The sequence below is a fragment of the Saccharopolyspora antiqui genome (genome assembly GCF_052246905.1).
Taxonomy (GTDB): Bacteria; Actinomycetota; Actinomycetes; order Mycobacteriales; family Pseudonocardiaceae; genus Saccharopolyspora.
The window spans coordinates 51,421-69,818 of the sequence record NZ_JBQQBO010000023.1 but is presented as its reverse complement, the minus strand read 5'-3'; the positions used below and the strand labels follow the sequence as shown (position 1 = coordinate 69,818).

Here is an 18,398-nt window from a genome sequence, read left to right as displayed (position 1 = left end):
TGAAATCCGGCGCTTCGACGGCCTTAGCGCGAGCGAGACCCAGGCGGCGTTTGAAGGCTACCTGCCAGGAATGGCAGCACGCGGGCAAGCACATCGGCGGAGCTGCGCCAGCCGCCCACATGGTCGGCATCGGGAAGGGAGAAGAAGCTCGTTCCGGCTCGGTCGGCGAAGGTTCGCATCGGGTCGTGCCAGGGGTCGGCAGTACCCGCGTACATGAGCATCGGAACGCCGGTGTCCTCCAGTTCGACGTGCACCCCAGGCTCGTGCAAGAACGCCTCGAAGTTCGCACGGAGAGCCGCCGGGCCCACGGCATCGATCACGGCGGCCAACTCGGAATTGGCCCTGGCTCCCTGTTCCATCAACGGCCAGGGCTCGGTGTCGGCTGGCAGACCGAGCTGCCGGAGCATCGCCTCGACCGCCGAGCGGAACCCGTTGATCGGGTCGAAGCCACCGGCGACCAGCCGAGTAAGCCGCTCGGGGGCGTGCACCGCAACGGCGTAGCCCGTCAGAGCCCCCAGCGAGTAACCCCAAAAGGCCGCCCTGTCCGCGCCGAAATCATCGAGTACGGCTGTGACGTAATCGGCGCGTCGCGCCAACGAGTAGGCGGCCGGGTCCTGCGGAGCGTCGCTGGCGCCCAAGCCCAGTGGGTCGACGGCAATCACCGTATGGGTGGCCGCCAGCGTCGAGGTGTAACCGGCTCGGCTCCAGTGCTCGCCGATCTGGAACATGCCCGGATGCAAGACCAACGGGGGCCCGTCCCCGACGACTTCGTACGCGATCTTGAATCCGTTGCTGCGCGCGATGGGCACTGCCACTCCTCGCCGTCGATTCGCTCATCGAACCGGGCGACAACTGTACTCACAAGGCAGCTTCGATCTCCCCGTGACGAACAACACCACCATCGAGTCGGCCGATGAGTAGACGCCCCGTCCAGGGGTGATGGGTGGTGGGTGCGGTGGCGGTGGCGGTGAAACCTGACGAATTGGACAGGATCGCCGCCACCGTCGCCGCCCTCTACCGCGAAGCCGAAACCGCCCTCGCCCAACTCATCGCCCGCCACCTCGAAGGCGACCTAGACGCCGACCTACCGGCGCCGGTGTGGGCCGAACGGAAGTTGGCCGCCGTGCAGGCACTACGCCGCTCGGCGTCGGCGATCATCGCCGCGCTGCAAGCGGATTCGTCGGATGCCTTCCGCCGGGCGGCGGCGGATGCGTGGCGGGCCGGGTGGCGCTCCGCACTCGACGAGCTGGCCGCACGCTGGTTCCCGCGCTCCGGGCTGTCCGAGCAGGCACGGTCCGCCGCCGAGGAGGTGCCCGGCTTCGCCGCGGTCGAATCCCTCGCGGCAGCCGTGCACACCGACGTCGGCGAACGCTCCCGCAACATCCTGCGCGACGTACTCGACGCCTACCGAGCCGTGATCACCGCCGCCACCGCACGCATCGTCACCGGCGTCCAAACCCGCCGCCAAACCGCACAATCCGCGTGGCAACGGTTCATCGACCGTGGCATTGCTGGTTTCACGGACCGGTCGGGGCGCCGGTGGCGGCTGTCGTCCTACGTCGAGATGGCCACCCGCACCGTCGCCCAGCGAGCCGCGGTGCGGGCGCAGACCGACCGGTTGGCCGCTGCTGGTGTGCCGCTGGTGTACGTGTCCAATGCGCCGCAGGAATGCGCCTTGTGCCGCCCGTTCGAAGGCCGGATCTTGCGCACGACGCCCGGTCCGACCGGTGAGGTGCAGGTGCCGCACCAGATCACCGACGAACCCGTCACGGTCGAAATCGTCGACACGTTGGCAGGCGCGCAGTTGGCCGGGTTGTTTCACCCGAACTGCCGCCACAGCGTCTCCGCGTACCTGCCGGGCGTGACCCGACTACCAGCGCAGCCAACGGCCGACCGTGCCGGAGACCGAGCACGCCAACGACAGCGGCAGATCGAACGCACCATCCGCAAGTACAACTCCCGAGAGCTGCTGGCCCTGGACGACGAGTCGATCCGATCCGCACGGCGCAAGGCACGCCAGTGGCAGGCCGTGCTGCGCGCCTTCCTCGCCGAGCACCCGGAGCTGAAGCGGCTGCGGTACCGGGAACGTCCGGGCGCCGGAAACATCGCCATCGAGTCCACCCGGCCAACCGGTTCCGTCGGCCGCGCCATGCAGCCGCCGCTTGACCTGTAACCCCACTGCCCGGCCAGGTGTCGGGCGCACTTTCCCGGAAACCCAGGAGGTTCCCGCATGTCCGAAAACGCCACAACCGTTCCCGAGACACCGGCCGACGCGCCCGCCGCAGTCGAGACCGACGCCGGGCAGGAGCCAGAGGGTACCCAGAATGTGGGTACCCCTGCGGACGGCGACGAACTTGCGTCGCTCGATTCGGCTGCGCTGGCGAAGATGGTGCGCAAGCTGCGCGCTGAGAACGCCTCCGCACGCACCAACGCCAAGCAGCGGGACGAGTAGTAATCAGCGAGAAGCGCCCGCCCGGTATGTGTCATGCCGGACGGGCGCTTCTCGCTTTTGGGTAGCTGGCATCAGTATTGCCATACATGCCAGCGCGCGCCCGGCAGCACGACTACCAGGCGGGTGCCGGGGATTCTGATTCCACTGCAGGCGGCGACGCCGCTCGCCTTGACGGTCGCGGAGCTCGTCGACCCCGCGTCACAACAGAGTGAGCTGGCGCTCCCGATCCCGGTCCGCATCGGACTGCGGCGGATCATGCTGCTGTGTGCGGAAGTTCTCCGGTCGCTGCGGGTGCGCCAACCCATGACGACGCTTGGCCTCCTCCACCCGATGTGCGACTTCCCGCTGATACGACTTCGGGGTATACGCGCCGCGGCGGTAAAGCCGCTCATACAACGGCAGCAGTTCGGGCCGCTGACTGCGGAGCCACTCGTGGTACCACTCACGCGCACCCGGACGCAGATGCAGCACTATGGGCATCAGGCTCGTCGCCCCCGCCTCGGCGATCGCCGCCACCGTACGATCAATCTCGGCTGACGAGTCGCTGAGTCCGGGCAGGATCGGCGCCATCAAGACCGAGCACCCGATGCCCGCCTCGGCAAACCGTCGCACAACGTCGAGACGACGCAGCGGCGATGGCGCCCCCGGCTCCACTGCCCGCCACAAACCCTCATCGACCGACCCCACCGACACCGCCACCGAGACCCTGGCCCGCTGCGCAGCCTCCGTAATCAGATCCAAGTCCCGCAGGATCAGCGTCCCCTTGGTCAGGATCGAGAACGGGTTGGCGCGATCCCGCAGCGCCGCGATGATCTCCCGCGTCAGCCGGTAGCGCCCCTCGGCGCGCTGGTACGGGTCCGTGTTCGTGCCCATCGCGATCGCCTCACCGGTCCAACGCGGGCTGGCCAACTCCTTGCGCAGCAACGCCCCGGCGTTGACCTTGACGACAATCTTGCTGTCGAAGTCGTGCCCCGCGTCCAAGTCCAAATACGTGTGAGTCCGGCGGGCAAAACAATAAATGCAAGAATGGGTGCATCCTCTGTATGGATTCACCGTCCAACGAAACGGCACCTGCGACTCCCCCGGCACCCGGTTGATGATCGACTTCGCGTGGATCTCGATCGCGTATGCCTCTTCCGTGCCTGCTTCGATCGGCACCGGATCCGGCAGGCGCAGGCCAGCCCGCGGACGCTGCTCCGACGAACTACGGGCGCCTTCGGGCAAGCCCAGAGGAAGCTCCGGGGCGCTCGCGTCCCCTTTCGGCGGCACCACCCGCTGACGTTCCCACCGCATGACACCATTCGAACATTAATTCGATTCTGTGTCCAGCCGATGCGTCACTTCTACTAGGCTCGCGGGCATGCCAGACACGCAGTACGAAGACCTGCTCCGCCACGTGCTCGACACGGGGGCCCGCAAGGAGGACCGCACCGGCACGGGCACGCGGTCGATCTTCGGTCACCAGCTGCGCTACCCGCTGTCCGACGGCTTTCCGTTGATCACGACGAAGAAGGTCCACTTTCGCTCGATCGCGTATGAGCTGCTGTGGTTCCTGCGCGGCGACGCGAACGTCACGTGGCTGCGGGAGAACGGCGTCACGATCTGGGACGAGTGGGCGGCGCCGGATGGTGATCTCGGCCCGATCTACGGCGTGCAGTGGCGGTCGTGGCCGACCCCGGACGGCGGCCACGTTGACCAGATCAGCGAGGTGCTGCGCACGCTGCGTGAGAACCCCGACTCTCGGCGGATCATCGTGTCCGCGTGGAACGTCGCCGACATCCCGCGGATGGCGCTGCCGCCGTGCCACGCGTTCTTCCAGTTCTACGTCGCCGACGGCAAGCTCTCCTGCCAGCTGTACCAGCGCAGTGCGGACCTGTTCCTCGGCGTGCCGTTCAACATCGCGAGCTACGCGCTGCTGACGCACATGATCGCCGAGCAGGTGGGCCTCGGCGTCGGTGACTTCGTCTGGACCGGAGGCGACTGTCACATCTACGACAACCACGAGGACCAGGTTCGCACGCAGCTCGCACGCGAGGCGCGGCCGTTCCCCACGCTGAGCCTGAGGCCGGCGGACAGCCTGTTCGACTACACCTACGAGCACATCGCGTTCGACGGCTACGACCCGCACCCCGGCATCAAGGCACCGGTGGCGGTGTGATCGGGCTCGTCTGGGCGCAGTCGGCGAACGGCGTCATCGGCCGCGACGGCACGCTGCCGTGGCACCTGCCGGAGGACCTGAAGCACTTCCGCTCCCTGACCGCGGGCGCGACCGTGCTCATGGGCCGCCGCACATGGGAGTCGCTGCCGCCGCGGTTCCGGCCGCTGCCGGGCAGGCGCAATCTTGTGCTGTCGCGCACGCCGCAGGAGGGCGTGGAGACGTTCCCCGCACCACCGCAGGCGCTCGCCGCGGTGTCCGGGGACGTGTGGGTGATCGGCGGCGCGGCGGTGTATCGGGCGGCGCTACCGTTCGCGGACCGGATCGTGGTCACCGAGATCCGGGAGTTCTTCGAAGGTGACACGCACGCGCCGGACGTGGGGCGCTCACCGGACTCCGTTGGGCCGTGGCAGGAGTCGTCGACCGGGCTGCACTACCGATTCCTGACCTGGAACTGAGTTCAGCGACTGGGCTGGGAATCACCGGTCTGGGGTAAGGCGGCTGAACGTGAGGACCACCAGTCTGGGTCAGCCTGGCGGTGGGCAAAGTCCGGTGGGCAGAAGCTCGCGCCGCCCGGAATTGTCGGCAGTAGCCGTACTTCTAGGCTCGATCGGATAGGCAGCGTGAGTAGCGTTATGCACCAATCTCAACTGGGTAGCTGGCGTCAGTACCGGCAGGCGTGGCCGCAGCCCCGATAGGGGTTGATGGTCCACGCGAAAGGCACCTTCGACTGTCCGGGTACCCGGTTGATGATCGATTTCGCCTGGATCTCGATCGCGTAGGCCTCGGCCGTGCCAGCCTCGATCGGCACCGGATCCGGTAGGCGCAGACCCGCGCGCCCACCGGTCCGCGCCGGTTGCTCCGGCAGCGCGAGCGGCAGTTCCGGCACTTTCCCGGCGGGTGGGGTGATCCGTTGCTGTTCCCATCTCATGATTCGATTCGAACACATTTTCGAGATCATGTCGAGCAACAAAACCCAACGTCCACCTATCGTGGAAAACCGGCGACAGGGGTGCGTCTGGTCACCTGAGTGCACCCTCTGCGGGGGATATCGGGTGGGCAGTACGCATAATTGCGCGGTGACCGACCGCCCTTCCGCCGCCGAACCCCGTGAACCCGGCGGTGGCCACCGGGCTCGCCACCGCCGGGCAGCGGACCCCGACCAGGCGAACCCGGATCACCCGCCGCACCACGGACACGGGCACGGCCACGGGCACGGCCCGACCGAACCGGCATCCAAGCAGGTCAAACGAGTGCTCGCGGTGGCGCTGGTGCCCTTCGCGCTGGCCGCCGTAGTCGGTGTCCTGCTGCTCTACCCGTTCGGCCACCACCAGCGCACCGGCACCGATCTCGGCTTCGGCCAGTACCCGGTGAACGCCGAGGTCGTCTCCGCCGTCGCCGGATCGTGCACCCAGGACTCGACCGAGCAGGGCGGCTGCGTGCACCTCGGGGTGCGGATGCAGGACGGCCCGCGACCGGGCCAGACCATCCAGCAGGTGGTGCCGACCGACCCCGGCAGCCCGCGCTTCGCCGTCGGTGATCAGGTGGTCCTCAGCTACTCGGGATCCGATGCCGCCGACCCGACCGCCTACCAGGTCGTCGACTTCCAGCGCGGCACCCCGCTGCTCGTCCTGGCGCTGGTGTTCGCCGCGGCGGTGATCGTGCTCGGTCGCTGGCAGGGCTTCGCGGCGCTGATCGCCCTCGGGATCAGCCTCGCCGTGCTGATCGGCTTCGTGCTGCCCGCCATCCTCGCGGGCGAGGACCCGCTGCTGGTGGCCATCGTGGGCGCCGGGCTGATCATGTTCGTGGTGCTCTACCTGACGCACGGATTCTCCGCCCGGACTTCGACCGCGGTGCTCGGCACCCTGCTCAGCCTCGCGCTGATCGGCCTGCTCAGCGCGGTCTTCTCGGCGGCCACCAGCCTGACCGGGCTGGACGAGGACACCGCCAGCCTGATGGGCGTGCTGGGCGCTCCGATCGACGCGCGCGGCCTGCTGCTGGCCGGGATCGTGATCGGCGCGCTCGGCGTGCTCGACGACGTGACGGTGACCCAGACCAGTGCGGTGTGGGAGCTGCGCAGGGCCAACCCGGCGCTGTCCTGGCGGCAGCTCTACTCCGCGGGGCTGCGCATCGGCCGCGATCACGTGTCCTCGGCGGTCAACACCCTGGTCCTGGCGTACGCGGGCGCGGCGCTGCCGATGCTGCTCGCCTACACCCTCTCCGGCCGGACCTTCGGGCAGATCGTGAGTTCGCAGGCGGTGGCGCAGGAAGTGGTGCGCACCCTGGTCGGCAGCATCGGCCTGGTCGCCGCGGTGCCGATCACGACCGCGATCGCCGCCGCGGTGGCGAGCCGGGAACCCGCGCGGGTCATCCGGCGCGGCGGAAGCTCGGTCGCGGACCGGGTCGGCCGGGCAGCCGCCACCGGCTCGGAAGCTCCGACGGTGCGCAGGCGTCCGCCGGGGCGCAAGTCCAGTCGCTGATCGGGCTGTTCGGCGGGGTCGTCGTGCAGCAGACTGTCGACCATGCGAATGCCGTTACCCGATGTCGGCAGCGTGCTCGGCGTCCCCGGTCGGTTGCTGGGCGGTCTGGTCTTCGTCGGGGGCCTGGTGATCCGCGAAACCGGCGCCGTGCTCGCCGCGATCCACGCGTTGCCCAGACTGGTCGTGGCCCTGGACCGGCTCGCACCGGCGGCCGATTCGCTCGCGGCGCTCGCGGATACCCGCGACGCGCTCGACGAGATCGCCCACGGCGCCGAGCACCTCGCCCCCACCCTGGACCAGCTCCGCGTGCTGCACGAGCAGGTCGTGGCGCTGGCTTGCGACCTGCGCGCGCTGGAGCCGGAAATCCAGGACCTGGCGAAGACCACCGCTGCGCTGGACCGCTCGATCCGCGTGCTGGCGGGCGCGATCGGTCCGCTGCAGACCACCACCGAACGCGTCGGTCGGCTGGTGGACCGGCTACCGGAACGGCGCCGCCGCGCCGATCAGTGACCCGGTGTCCAATGACCCGGTGTCCAATGACCCGGTGCCCAATGACCCGGTGCCCAATGACCCGGTGTCCAATGACTCGGTGTCCAATGACTCGGTGCTCAGTGACCCGGTGCTCAGTGGCCCAGTGCGGCCACGAAGCGGGCGACCGCGTCGGGATGCAGCCGCTGCGCCATCCGGCCCGGCGGAGCAACCGATGCCAGCCGGTACAGCGGGCGGTCCGACGCCGCGTCCCCGCGCGCTTCGGACCGCAGTTGCGCCACGATCAGCTGGGAGAGCACCAGTCCTCGGGTATCGCCAGAGCCCGCCAAGGTGTCGGCCAACCGACGCAGCGCGTACACCCCGAGCTCCCGGCCGCCGGTACCCGCGTACATGGCCAGCGACACGCTGATCGCCTTGCCCTTGGGCGGCCCACCGACCAGCAGGTTCACCGTCCGCGCACCGCGCAGGTCGGTGACGAACAGGTCGAGGCGATCGGCGTTGCGCACCTCGACCACCCGGCTGCCCAACGCGCGGGCCACCAGCTCGCCGCCGCGCAACGCGATCGTCTTGCGCGACTCCGCGAAGGCCAGCAGCAGCAACGGGATCGCGACGATCGCCACGGTGGTGGCGAAGCCGATGGGGCCGGAGAACAAGCTGATGATGCCGCCGAGCGCCGCCGCGACGATCAGGCCCGCGATGGCGACGTTGCGGGCACGGGTCCGAATCGTCTTGCGATCCAGCAGATCCAGCGGAATCGTCTCGGTTTCGGTCATCTCGGTGGCTCCGCGACCGCGGCCCGGACGTCGTCCACCAACGTTTCCAGGGCCACCGCGCGCTGCTCGCCGCTGGCCAGTTCCTTCAACTGCGCACTACCGGTTTCGAGGTCCCGCTCGCCGAGCACCAGCGCGAACCGGGCACTGGAGCGGTCGGCCGCCTTCATCGCGCCCTTGAGGCCCTTCCCGCCGTAGGCCAAGTCGACGCGGACCCCGGCGGCCCGCAGCCCGCCCATGGCCACCACCAGGCGCCGCTTGGCTGCCTCGCCCAGCGGCACGCAGTACACGTCGCAGCGGGCCTGATCACCGACCGCGATTCCCTCGGCCTGGCAGGCCAGCAGCGTGCGGTCGACACCGAGACCGAACCCGACGCCGGAGAAATCCTGACCGCCGAGCTCGGCCATCAGCCCGTCGTAGCGGCCGCCGCCGCCGATCCCGGACTGCGCGCCGAGTCCATCGTGGACGAACTCGAAGGTGGTCTTGGTGTAGTAGTCCAGGCCGCGCACCATGCGGGGGTTCTCCACGAACGCCACGCCGAGGTCGATCAGGTACGCCTTGACCTGCTCGTAGTGCTCCTTCGCCTCGGCCGAGAGGTGGTCGACCATCAGCGGCGCGTCGGCGACCAGCTCCTGCACCTCGGGCCGCTTGTCGTCGAGCACCCGCAGCGGGTTGAGCTCGGCGCGACGCCGGGTCTCGGCGTCCAGCGGCAGGCCGCGCAGGAAGTCCTGCAGCTTCGCGCGGTACGCCGGGCGGCAGGTGTTGTCGCCCAGCGAGGTGATCTCGACGCGGTGCCCGGTCAGCCCCAGCCGCCGGTAGCCCTCGTCGGCGATCGCGATGACCTCGGCGTCCAGCGCCGGGTCGTCGACCCCGATCGCCTCCACGCCGACCTGCTGCAACTGCCGGTACCGCCCGGCCTGCGGCCGCTCGTAGCGGAAGAACGCGCCGCCGTAGTAGAGCTTCACCGGCAGCTGGCCGCGGTCCAGCCCGTTCTCGATGACCGAGCGCATCACGCCCGCGGTGCCTTCCGGGCGCAACGTCACGGACCGGCCGCCGCGGTCGGCGAAGGTGTACATCTCCTTGGTGACCACGTCGGTGGACTCCCCGACGCCGCGGGCGAACAGCGTGGTGTCCTCGAACAGCGGCAGCTCGATGTAGCCGTAACCGGCGCGGCGCGCGGCATCGGCCAGGGTGTCCCGGACCGCCAGGAAACCGGCCGATTCCGGCGGGTAGTACTCCGGGATGCCCTTGGGTGCGTTGAACGTGCTCATGGGTGGTGGTTCAGTCCTCGGCCAGGTTGGTCTCATCAGGAAAGTGGGGCGTCGGAAGTCGGCAGGCCCTGCAGGAACGGGTTGCCCGCGCGTTCGCGCCCGATGGTGGTGGTCGGTCCGTGGCCCGGCAGCACGACGATCTCGTCGTCCAGCGGCAGCACCTTGGTGCTCAGCGACTCCAGCATCCGGCTGTGGTCGCCGCCGGGCAGATCGGTGCGCCCGATGGCTCCGGCGAAGAGGGTGTCGCCGGACAGCAGCAGCTGTCCACCCTCCTCGGTCCCGATGCCGAACAGCACCGATCCGCCGGTATGGCCCGGGGTGTGCGTGACCTCGAAGCGCAGTCCGGCGACCTCCAGCACATCCCCCTCGGCGAGGTCGCGGACGTCGGTGGGAGCGGCCATCGCCGGACCGTCGCCGAACAGCTGCCGACCAGCCGGGCCGAGCGCGGCCCCGGGATCGGTGAGCATGAACTGGTCAGCGGGGTGGAGGTAGGCCGGTACGTCGTACGCGGCGCACACCTCACCAGCGGAGAAGACGTGGTCGAAGTGCCCGTGGGTGAGCAGCACCGCCGCAGGTGCCAGGCGGTGCTCGCGCAGCTGTTCGTCCAACGGCGGCACGGCGTCCTGGCCCGGATCCACCACGACGCAGGGCTCGCCTTCCCCGCGTGCGAGCACGTAGCAGTTCGCCTGCAGCGGTCCTACCGGGAACCCGAGGACAAGCACGAGGTGCGACCTTTCGTCGGACGACACCCGATGGTGCCGGTCGGCTGCCCTCCAGATTATCGTCCCGCCCACGTGGGCCTTCGCGCGCCGCACGCACAATCCGCAGGCTCTCAGGAACCGCTCGCGGGCCACCCAATAAACTCCCCGCGACAACATCAGACCCACCGCATCCGGGGAGGGAGCAGGTGCCCAGCAACGAACAACGTCGCCAGGCGGCCAAGCGGAAGCTCGAACGCCAGTTGGAGCGCCGCGCAGAGCAGGCCAAGCGACGCCGGATGATCACCATGGGCACGACGATCGTCGTGGTCATCGCGGCTGTGGTGGGTGTCTTCTACCTCACCCGCACCGGTGGGGAGTCGGCCGCGCAGCCGCAGGCACCCACCGAACTCGCACTGCCGCCGGTGCGGCCGACGCCGCTGCCGGACCCGGTCTCCTGCCAGTACCGGCCGGACGGCGAGGCGAGCAAGCCGGTGCAGCCACCCGCCAACGGCGAGGTGTCGTCCAAGGGAACGGTGCAGGCCACCATCGACACCAGCCAGGGCGCGATCCCGCTGACGCTCGACCGGGCCCTGGCGCCGTGCACCGTGAACAGCTTCATCAGCCTGGCCAAGCAGGGTTTCTACAACCAGACCGACTGCCACCGGATCGGTACCGAGGGCCTGCAGATGCTGCAGTGCGGTGACCCGACCGGCCAGGGCAGCGGCGGGCCGGGCTACGCCTTCGACGACGAGACCTTCCCGGAGCTGCAGTACGGGCGCGGCTACCTCGCGATGGCCAACTCCGGGCCGAACACCAACGGAAGCCAGTTCTTCATGGTCTTCGGCGATGCTCCGCTGTCGCCGGACTACACGGTTTTCGGCACGATCTCCGAGGAGGGCCTGAAGGTCATCGACACCATCGCCCGCGCCGGCCACGACGGCGCGTTCGAGCCGTCGCCGGGTGGTGGCCACCCGAACCTGAAGGTCACCTTCAACAAGGTCGAAGTCCAGGCCTGACCGTTCGAGCAAGAGGGGCGCTGCCTACCGGCGGCGCCCCTCTTGCTGCTGCTTGGCGAGAAATCGCGCGGGTCAGGCCGCGGAGGTCACGCGGTAGACGTCGTAGACGCCTTCGATGTTGCGGACCGCTTTGAGGACGTGGCCCAGGTGCTTCGGGTCGCCCATCTCGAAGGAGAAGCGGCTGACCGCCACCCGGTCCTTCGAGGTCGTGACCGACGCCGACAGGATGTTCACCCGCTCGTCGGCCAGCACCTTGGTGACATCGGAGAGCAACCGGTGTCGATCGAGCGCTTCCACCTGGATCGCGACCAGGAACACCGACGACGCCGAAGGCGCCCAGTACACCTCGACCAGCCGCTCCGGGGTGCTGCGCAGGTCGTCGGCGTTGGTGCAGTCGGTGCGGTGCACGCTGACCCAGCCGCCGCGGGTCACGAAGCCCAGGATCTCGTCACCGGGTACCGGCGTGCAGCAGCGCGCCAGCTTCGCCCACACGTCACCGGCGTCCTTGACCACCACACCGGAGTCGCCGCTGCTGCGGCGCTTGCCGCGCAACGTCGACGGGGTGGAGCGCTCCGCGATCTCGTCCTCGGCCTGTTCGGTGCCGCCGATGAACGCCACCAGCCGCTGCACCAAGTGCTGCGCCGACAGCTGCTTCTCGCCCACCGCCGCGTAGAGCCCGGTGACGTCGACGTAGTGCAGTTCGCGGGCCACCGCGCCGAGGGTTTCGGCCGACACCAGGCGCTGCACCGGTAGCCCGAGTCGCCGGATCTCCTTGGCGATCAGCTCCTTGCCGGATTCGATCGCCTCTTCGCGGCGCTCCTTGGCGAACCACTGCTTGATCTTGGCCTTGGCCCGCGGCGAAGCCACGAACGACAGCCAGTCCCGGCTCGGGCCCGAGCCCTCCGCCTTGGAGGTGAAGATCTCGACGACCTCGCCGTTCTCCAGCTTGCGTTCCAGCGCCACCAACCGGCCGTTGACGCGGGCGCCGATGCAGCGGTGGCCGACCTCGGTGTGCACCGCGTAGGCGAAGTCCACCGGCGTCGAACCGGATGGCAGCGTGATCACATCGCCCTTCGGCGTGAAGACGAAGATCTCCCTGGTCGCCAGGTCGTAGCGCAGCGACTCCAGGAACTCGCCCGGATCGGCGGCCTCCCGCTGCCAGTCGAGCAGCTGCCGCATCCACGCCATCTCGTCGACCTCGACGGCGGACTGCCCGCCGCTGCCGTTGCGGCCCTTGGTCTCCTTGTACCGCCAGTGCGCCGCGATGCCGTACTCGGCGGTGCGGTGCATCTCGTGGGTGCGGATCTGCACCTCCAGCGGCTTGCCCTCCGGGCCGATCACGGTGGTGTGCAGCGACTGGTACACGCCGAAGCGGGGCTGGGCGATGTAGTCCTTGAACCGGCCGGGCATCGGCTGCCACAGCGCGTGCACCACGCCCATCGCCGCATAGCAGTCGCGCACCTCGTCGACCAGGATCCGCACGCCCACCAGGTCGTGGATGTCGTCGAAGTCGCGACCCCGCACGATCATCTTCTGGTGGATGGAGTAGTAGTGCTTGGGGCGGCCCTCCACCTTCGCGGCCAGCCGGGCGGCGTCGAGCTGCTGCGACAGCTCGTCGATCACGGTGCGCAGGTAGGTGTCGCGGGACGGCGCCCGGTTGGCGACCAGGCGCACGATCTCGTCGTACTTCTTGGGCTGCAGGATGGCGAACGCCAGGTCCTCCAGCTCCCACTTGACCGTCGCCATGCCCAGCCGGTGCGCCAGCGGGGCGAGCACTTCGAGGGTCTCCCGCGCCTTGCGGGCCTGCTTCTCCGGCGGCAGGAAGCGCATGGTGCGCATGTTGTGCAGCCGGTCGGCGAGCTTGATCACCAGCACTCGCGGATCGCGGGCCATCGCGATGATCATCTTGCGGATGGTCTCGGCTTCGGCGGCTGCCCCCAGCTTGACCTTGTCCAGCTTGGTCACGCCGTCGACCAGGTGCGCCACCTCCTCGCCGAATTCGGCGCCGAGCTTCTCCAGCGCGTAGTCGGTGTCCTCGACGGTGTCGTGCAGCAGCCCGGCCACCAGCGTGGTGGTGTCCATGCCCAGTTCGGCGAGGATCGTCGCGACCGCGAGCGGGTGCGTGATGTAGGGGTCACCGGATTTGCGCTGCTGGCTGCGGTGCCGCTCCTCGGCGACGTCGTAGGCGCGCTGCAACAGCGCGAGATCGGCCTGCGGGTGCAGCTCGCGGTGCACGGTGGCCAGCGGTTCGAGCACCTGCTTGACCTGGGCGGCCCGCTGCGCCGTGATCCTCCTGGCCAGCCGGGCGCGGACGCGACGGGTCGCGGAGGCCGCACGCGGCTCGGCAACCGGGTCGGCTGCCGTAGCAGGGGATTCGACGTGTTGGCTCACCGCACGCTCCCGGGCTCAGGTGTTGCATTCGTCCCAGGTCCGGGGGACCCGGACACTGAGAATAACGCCATCGGGGCAGCGGACCTTCCCAGGTACGACTGTGATACGCCCAGCGGTCACCTGACCCTGCCGAGAGCCCGCCGCACTTCACCCGGACCGATCAACATCCATTTCCGCATCGCGGAGTCACGTCGTCCGCACTGTCGGTTTTGCCTGGAATCGGCGGGGGTTTTGCCGGGTTCTCGGCGTCGGTTCGTGTCGATCCTTGGGCTTGTTCCGGATGCCACTGCGGGTCGCGGTGGTGGCGATTTCGCGAGAAATCGCACTTCCCGTGGGGAGCAACGACGGAACCTCGGGCAAAACAGCAGCACAGATCGGGCAGAACTGGTGGTTTCCGGGCTTCAGGCGGTCAGGCTCGGAGGAGGGCTCGGACGGTTTCGCCCATGATCTTGTCCCGGCCTTCGAGCGCGGTCAGTTCGAGGACGACGGCCGCCGCCGCGACATCCGCACCGGCCTGCCGGATCAGGCGGCAGGCCGCGCCCAGGGTGCCGCCGGTGGCCAGCACGTCGTCGACGACCAGCACCCGCTGGCCCGGTCGCAGCGTGTCGGCTGGGAGTTCCAGGGTGGCCCGGCCGTATTCCAGGGTGTAGTCGACCCGATCCGCCACCACCGGCAGCTTGCCGGGCTTGCGCAGCCCCACCACCCCGGTGCCGAACGCCTGCGCCACCGCGGCGCCCACCAGGAAACCGCGCGCCTCGACCCCGGCCACCACGTCGAACTCGCAGTCCCGCCCCAGCGCTGTCACCACGGCACCCAATCCGGCGCCGTCGGCCAGCAGCGGGCTGATGTCGCGGAACAGCACTCCCGGTTCCGGGAAGTCCGGTACTTCGCGGATCAGCGCGGCGGCCTGCCGCAGCGCGTGATCGGTTTCGTCGGTGACCTGCACGGAAATGGCCGGGTCCTCCGTCGATGCCATCAACGCCGCCGCTTCCCGGTCGGACGTCCCGTCTTGCCAGCGGGACGGCTCGGGCGGCGCGCGGGACCCGCACCGGAGCCAGCGGCCACCGCGTGCTTCGGCTCCGCCACGGCGTCTTCCCCGGCGGCCTTGGCGGTGGCCCGCTCGCGGCGCTGCCACACCTTGGCGGCGTGGTCGCGGAACCTCGCGTCGCGGCCGCGCATCTTGAAGTCCACCAGCAACGGCGTGGCCAGCAGGATCGACGACACCACACCGGTGAGCATGCCGACCAACTGCACCAGCGCCAGGTCGCGCAGCACGCCGACGCCGAGCATCCCGGCGCCCACCACCAGCAGCCCGATCACCGGCAGCAGCGCGATCAGCGCGGTGTTGATCGAGCGCATCAGGGTCTGGTTGACCGCCAGGTTGGCCGCTTCGTCGTAGGTCCGGCGGGTGAGTCCGAGCAGGCCGCGGGTGTTCTCCTTGACCTTGTCGAAGACCACCACCGTGTCGTACAGCGAGAACCCGAGGATGGTCAGCAGGCCGATGACGGTGCTCGGCGTGACCTCGAAACCGACCAGCGAGTAGACCCCGGCGGTCACCACCACGTCGTGCAGCAGCGCGATCAGCGCTGCGACCGCCATCCACTTCTCGAAGTAGAACGCCAGGAAGATCGTGACCAGCACCAGGAACACGACGAGAGCGATCAACGCCTGCTGGGTGATCTCGCCACCCCAGGTACCGCTGACCGCGCTGTCGCTGATCACCTGCTGGCTCGGCCGACCCTGCGCGTCCAGCGGCTGCACCTCGTTGAACAGCGACTGCTTGACGGCGGCCACCTGGTCCGGGGTCAGCGACGAGGAGCGGATCTGGATGCTCTGGTTGGCCCCGGCGCCCGCGATCTGCACCGTCTCGGCGCGATGGCCCAGCGCGTCTTGGAACGCGTCCTGCACCTGGTCGGTGTGGATCGGGCCCTGGGCGCCGACCGCGGGCAACTGGATCTTGGTGCCGCCGTCGAAGTCGATGCCGAGGTTGAAGCCCTTGATGCCGATCGCACCGAGGCACACCAGCACCAGCAGACCCAGCGCCACGTACCACCGGATGCGCTTGCCGATGATGTTGAAGGCCCCGGTGCCGGTGTAGAGGCGGTGGAAGACGCTGCCACGTCGGGCGTCTTCGATACCTGGAGTCGTCACCTTCACGCCTCCTTGGCGGTGGTCGCGGCGGCCTTGCGGGCGGCCCGGTACTGGTCACCGAGCCGTTGCACCGCTCCCAGACCGGAGACCGAGGGCTTGGACAGGAACTTGTTCTTCGAGGCCATCGCCACCAGCGGGTGCGTGACGAGGAAGACCACGACCAGGTCCAGCACCGTCGACATGCCCAGGGTGAAGGCGAAGCCCTTCACCTGGCCGACGGCGAGGATGTAGAGCACGGCGGCGGCCAGGAAGCTGACCGCGTCGGCGGACAGGATCGTGCGCCGGGCCCGCAGCCAGGCCCGCGGCACCGCCGAGCGGAACGTGCGGCCCTCCCGTATCTCGTCCTTGAGCCGTTCGAAGAACACGATGAACGAGTCGGCGGTGATGCCGATGGCCACGATGAACCCGGCCACGCCTGCGAGGTCGAGGGTGAATCCGACCCAGCGGCCGAGCAGCACCAGCACCGCGAAAACCACACCGCCGGAGAGCACCAGCGACAGGATGGTCAGGATGCCCAGCAGCCGGTAGTAGAGCAGGCAGTACACCGCGACCAGCACCAGGCCGAGGCCACCGGCGATCAGCCCGGCCTCCAGCGACGCGACGCCGAGGGTTGCCGAAACCGTCTCGGCCTCCGACTGGTCGAAGGCCAGCGGCAGCGACCCGTACTTGAGGACGTCGGCCAGGTCGGTCGCGCTCTGCTGGTTGAACTGACCGTTGATCTGCGCGTTGCCGCCCAGCAGGGCCTGCTGGATCTGCGGCGCCGACACCACCTCGGTGTCCAGCACGAACGCGGCCTGCTGGCCGACGTTGGCCGAGGTGAAGTCGGCCCAGGTCTTGGCCCCGGCGCTCTTGAAGTCCAGCGACACCGTCCAGCCCGGCTCGCCCGCCTGCGGCTGCGGCGGCACGGCCTGGGCGTTGGCGATCTCCTTGCCCTCCAGGAACACCGGATCCAGCAGGTACTTCTGCTGGCCCTCCCGGTCGCAGGTCACCAGGGGCTTGGTCGGGTCGTCGTTGCCGCGCAGCGGATCCTCGGCAGCGCAGTTCAGCGTCTGGAGCGCCTGCATCTGCACGTTCGGATCGGTGCTCTGCCGGAGGGCCTTCGCCTCGTCGATCGCCCGCTGCTGGTCGCCAGGGCCCAACTGCTGAGGCGCCGCCTGCGGGGTGGTGCCAGCCGGCGTCGGCGTCGCGGGCACCGCGTTGACGACCTTGCGGAAGGTCAACTCGGCGGTCTGCCCCAACTGCTTGGCCTGCTCGCCGCCCTCGCCGGGCACGGTGATCACCAGGTTGTTGCCGTCGCGGGTCACTTCGGAACCGCTGACCCCCATGCCGTTGACCCGCGTCTCGATGATCTGCCGGGCCTGGTTCAGCGACTCGTTGGTGGGCGGCTGGCCGGTCGGGGTGCGAGCGGTCAACGTGACCCGGGTGCCGCCCTGGAGGTCGATCCCGAGCTTCGGGTGCGGCTTGCCATCGCCGGTGAAGAACACCAGTGCGTACAGCGCAACCACGATCAGCGCGAAGATCGCGAGATAACGCCCTGGGCGGAGCTGCCCGGCCGGAGGTGCCACGGTGCGTCTGTCTCCTGTCCACGGTCTTGATGGAGTGCACGGATTGGTTCGCGCAAGCGATCAGCGCAACCGCGGACGCCGCTTGCCCGACGCCAAACGTAGCGCTGGAACCACCGACGTTGCCCAACCGGCGGATCTCATGGCGATCATTCGCCACCCTGCGGGGCGGCGGATCACCTCGGTCCGCAGTCCAGTCTGACAGGCCCGGTGCGGACATCACCGCCCCGGGTGGCAACCGCGCACTGATCCACGAACACGCACGGACGCGGGCCCGGAAGCGGTCTCCGGTGCCCGCGTCGCGACCTGGGCGGTGGCGACCCCCACCCGCCAGGCGCCGACGCGCGGCACCCGGTGGTGCGGGATCGTCCCGCCGGGCCTCAGTTGGCCTTCTGCTTCTCGATCGGCTCGGCCACCTCGGCCTTCGACTCGGTGGTGTCGGAGGTGGTGGCCTCGACCTCGGCCGGGGTCTCCGCCTTCTCGTCGACCGACTCCGCCTGCTCCGCCGACTCGGTGGCCGGGGCGCTGTCGGTGTTGACCTTCTCGCGGACCGCGGCACGCACCCAGGTGGTGGTCATGCCGGGAGCGATCTCCAGGTCGATCGAGTCGTCGTTGGTGGCGACGACGGTGCCGAACACGCCGGAGGTGGTCATCACCCGGTCGCCGGGCGTGATCGAGTTCTGCAGCTTCTGCTGCTCAGCCACGGCGCGCTTCTGCTTGCGCGCCTGCAGGAACAGCGGCACCGCCAGCAGGACGATCAGCAGCGGAAGGATCAGGGATTGGAGGTCCATCTTGCTCCGTTCAGCGGACGCTTCGGGGCCCAGCCCGCAGCACTGCGCCCGAATTGTTCGGATGTTCAAGCCCCAGTGTGCCAGGTCAACTCGGGTTGACGTCCTCCCCCGCTGGGAAACAGGAGAGTCTCCACGGCCCGCAGGTGCGCTCCGCGAGTGGTTCGCGGAC

At 69.3% G+C, this 18,398-nt stretch carries 18 protein-coding genes; 7 read left to right on the top strand and 11 right to left on the bottom strand.

Annotated features, from left to right (window positions below):
- Nucleotides 1-23 precede the first annotated feature (23 nt).
- On the bottom strand, nt 24-809 hold the full coding sequence (locus ACTWQN_RS29245) for an alpha/beta fold hydrolase (RefSeq protein ID WP_443206823.1): 786 nt from the start codon (nt 807-809) through the stop codon (nt 24-26).
- Nucleotides 810-943: 134 nt separating this feature from the next.
- Between ACTWQN_RS29245 and ACTWQN_RS29240 the strand changes: the two genes are divergently transcribed.
- Nucleotides 944-2,173, top strand: coding sequence for a phage minor capsid protein (locus tag ACTWQN_RS29240; protein ID WP_443206822.1), 1,230 nt, complete (start codon nt 944-946; stop codon nt 2,171-2,173).
- 57 nt (nt 2,174-2,230) lie between these two features.
- Nucleotides 2,231-2,452, top strand: coding sequence for a hypothetical protein (locus ACTWQN_RS29235; protein ID WP_443206821.1), 222 nt, complete (start codon nt 2,231-2,233; stop codon nt 2,450-2,452).
- Nucleotides 2,453-2,650: 198 nt separating this feature from the next.
- On the opposite strand, the gene ACTWQN_RS29230 is transcribed toward ACTWQN_RS29235, so the two are convergent.
- Nucleotides 2,651-3,745, bottom strand: coding sequence for an Rv2578c family radical SAM protein (locus tag ACTWQN_RS29230; RefSeq protein WP_443206820.1), 1,095 nt, complete (start codon nt 3,743-3,745; stop codon nt 2,651-2,653).
- 67 nt (nt 3,746-3,812) lie between these two features.
- On the opposite strand from ACTWQN_RS29230, the gene ACTWQN_RS29225 reads away from it, so the two are divergent.
- Together ACTWQN_RS29225 and ACTWQN_RS29220 are read left to right on the top strand one after the other, a co-directional pair.
- On the top strand, nt 3,813-4,610 hold the full coding sequence (locus ACTWQN_RS29225; RefSeq protein WP_443206819.1) for a thymidylate synthase: 798 nt from the start codon (nt 3,813-3,815) through the stop codon (nt 4,608-4,610).
- A complete protein-coding gene (locus ACTWQN_RS29220; RefSeq protein WP_443206818.1) occupies nt 4,607-5,065 on the top strand; it encodes a dihydrofolate reductase in 459 nt (152 codons plus the stop codon). Before ACTWQN_RS29225 ends, ACTWQN_RS29220 begins: the two co-directional genes overlap by 4 nt.
- 206 nt (nt 5,066-5,271) lie before the next feature.
- Here ACTWQN_RS29220 and ACTWQN_RS29215 read toward each other — a convergent pair whose 3' ends face one another.
- Nucleotides 5,272-5,538, bottom strand: coding sequence for a radical SAM family protein (locus ACTWQN_RS29215; protein WP_443206817.1), 267 nt, complete (start codon nt 5,536-5,538; stop codon nt 5,272-5,274).
- 148 nt (nt 5,539-5,686) lie between these two features.
- Between ACTWQN_RS29215 and ACTWQN_RS29210 the strand changes: the two genes are divergently transcribed.
- Complete coding sequence (locus tag ACTWQN_RS29210; protein WP_443206816.1) at nt 5,687-7,087, top strand: YibE/F family protein; 1,401 nt, start codon at nt 5,687-5,689, stop codon at nt 7,085-7,087.
- A gap of 42 nt (nt 7,088-7,129) precedes the next feature.
- Entirely contained in the window at nt 7,130-7,597 is a 468-nt protein-coding gene (locus ACTWQN_RS29205) for a hypothetical protein (protein WP_443206815.1), read from the top strand.
- A gap of 113 nt (nt 7,598-7,710) precedes the next feature.
- Here ACTWQN_RS29205 and ACTWQN_RS29200 read toward each other — a convergent pair whose 3' ends face one another.
- The 3 genes from ACTWQN_RS29200 to ACTWQN_RS29190 are packed head-to-tail and all read right to left on the bottom strand — an operon-like array spanning nt 7,711 to nt 10,339.
- On the bottom strand, nt 7,711-8,349 hold the full coding sequence (locus tag ACTWQN_RS29200; RefSeq protein WP_443206814.1) for a hypothetical protein: 639 nt from the start codon (nt 8,347-8,349) through the stop codon (nt 7,711-7,713).
- A complete protein-coding gene (gene hisS, locus ACTWQN_RS29195) occupies nt 8,346-9,617 on the bottom strand; it encodes a histidine--tRNA ligase (protein WP_443206813.1) in 1,272 nt (423 codons plus the stop codon). The genes ACTWQN_RS29200 and hisS overlap by 4 nt, the downstream gene beginning before the upstream one ends.
- Before the next feature lie 35 nt (nt 9,618-9,652).
- Nucleotides 9,653-10,339 carry an MBL fold metallo-hydrolase gene (locus ACTWQN_RS29190; protein ID WP_443206812.1) on the bottom strand — a complete coding sequence of 229 codons (687 nt, stop codon included), beginning with the start codon at nt 10,337-10,339 and terminating at the stop codon, nt 9,653-9,655.
- A gap of 185 nt (nt 10,340-10,524) precedes the next feature.
- Between ACTWQN_RS29190 and ACTWQN_RS29185 the strand changes: the two genes are divergently transcribed.
- Nucleotides 10,525-11,334, top strand: coding sequence for a peptidylprolyl isomerase (locus ACTWQN_RS29185; protein ID WP_443206811.1), 810 nt, complete (start codon nt 10,525-10,527; stop codon nt 11,332-11,334).
- Between the two features lie 72 nt (nt 11,335-11,406).
- Here the strand turns inward: ACTWQN_RS29185 and ACTWQN_RS29180 are convergent, their stop codons facing one another.
- From ACTWQN_RS29180 to yajC, 5 genes are all read right to left on the bottom strand, one after another.
- On the bottom strand, nt 11,407-13,725 hold the full coding sequence (locus tag ACTWQN_RS29180; protein ID WP_443206810.1) for a RelA/SpoT family protein: 2,319 nt from the start codon (nt 13,723-13,725) through the stop codon (nt 11,407-11,409).
- 409 nt (nt 13,726-14,134) lie between these two features.
- A complete protein-coding gene (locus ACTWQN_RS29175; RefSeq protein WP_443206809.1) occupies nt 14,135-14,701 on the bottom strand; it encodes an adenine phosphoribosyltransferase in 567 nt (188 codons plus the stop codon).
- Nucleotides 14,701-15,882, bottom strand: a complete 1,182-nt coding sequence (gene secF, locus ACTWQN_RS29170; protein WP_443206808.1) for a protein translocase subunit SecF — start codon at nt 15,880-15,882, stop codon at nt 14,701-14,703. Before secF ends, ACTWQN_RS29175 begins: the two co-directional genes overlap by 1 nt.
- Nucleotides 15,879-17,441, bottom strand: coding sequence for a protein translocase subunit SecD (gene secD / locus ACTWQN_RS29165; protein WP_443206807.1), 1,563 nt, complete (start codon nt 17,439-17,441; stop codon nt 15,879-15,881). The genes secF and secD overlap by 4 nt, the downstream gene beginning before the upstream one ends.
- A 377-nt stretch (nt 17,442-17,818) precedes the next feature.
- Complete coding sequence (yajC, locus tag ACTWQN_RS29160; RefSeq protein WP_443206806.1) at nt 17,819-18,229, bottom strand: preprotein translocase subunit YajC; 411 nt, start codon at nt 18,227-18,229, stop codon at nt 17,819-17,821.
- Between the last annotated feature and the right edge of the window lie 169 nt (nt 18,230-18,398).

What these genes read in the sequence shown, in the direction of transcription:
- ACTWQN_RS29205 (WP_443206815.1), top strand. Translation starts at nt 7,130, where the DNA reads ATGCGAATGCCGTTACCCGATGTCGGCAGCGTGCTCGGCGTCCCCGGT.
- ACTWQN_RS29225 (WP_443206819.1), top strand. Translation starts at nt 3,813, where the DNA reads ATGCCAGACACGCAGTACGAAGACCTGCTCCGCCACGTGCTCGACACG.
- ACTWQN_RS29200 (WP_443206814.1), bottom strand. Translation starts at nt 8,349, where the DNA reads ATGACCGAAACCGAGACGATTCCGCTGGATCTGCTGGATCGCAAGACG.
- yajC (WP_443206806.1), bottom strand. Translation starts at nt 18,229, where the DNA reads ATGGACCTCCAATCCCTGATCCTTCCGCTGCTGATCGTCCTGCTGGCG.
- hisS (WP_443206813.1), bottom strand. Translation starts at nt 9,617, where the DNA reads ATGAGCACGTTCAACGCACCCAAGGGCATCCCGGAGTACTACCCGCCG.
- ACTWQN_RS29230 (WP_443206820.1), bottom strand. Translation starts at nt 3,745, where the DNA reads ATGCGGTGGGAACGTCAGCGGGTGGTGCCGCCGAAAGGGGACGCGAGC.
- ACTWQN_RS29215 (WP_443206817.1), bottom strand. Translation starts at nt 5,538, where the DNA reads ATGAGATGGGAACAGCAACGGATCACCCCACCCGCCGGGAAAGTGCCG.
- ACTWQN_RS29175 (WP_443206809.1), bottom strand. Translation starts at nt 14,701, where the DNA reads ATGGCATCGACGGAGGACCCGGCCATTTCCGTGCAGGTCACCGACGAA.
- ACTWQN_RS29235 (WP_443206821.1), top strand. Translation starts at nt 2,231, where the DNA reads ATGTCCGAAAACGCCACAACCGTTCCCGAGACACCGGCCGACGCGCCC.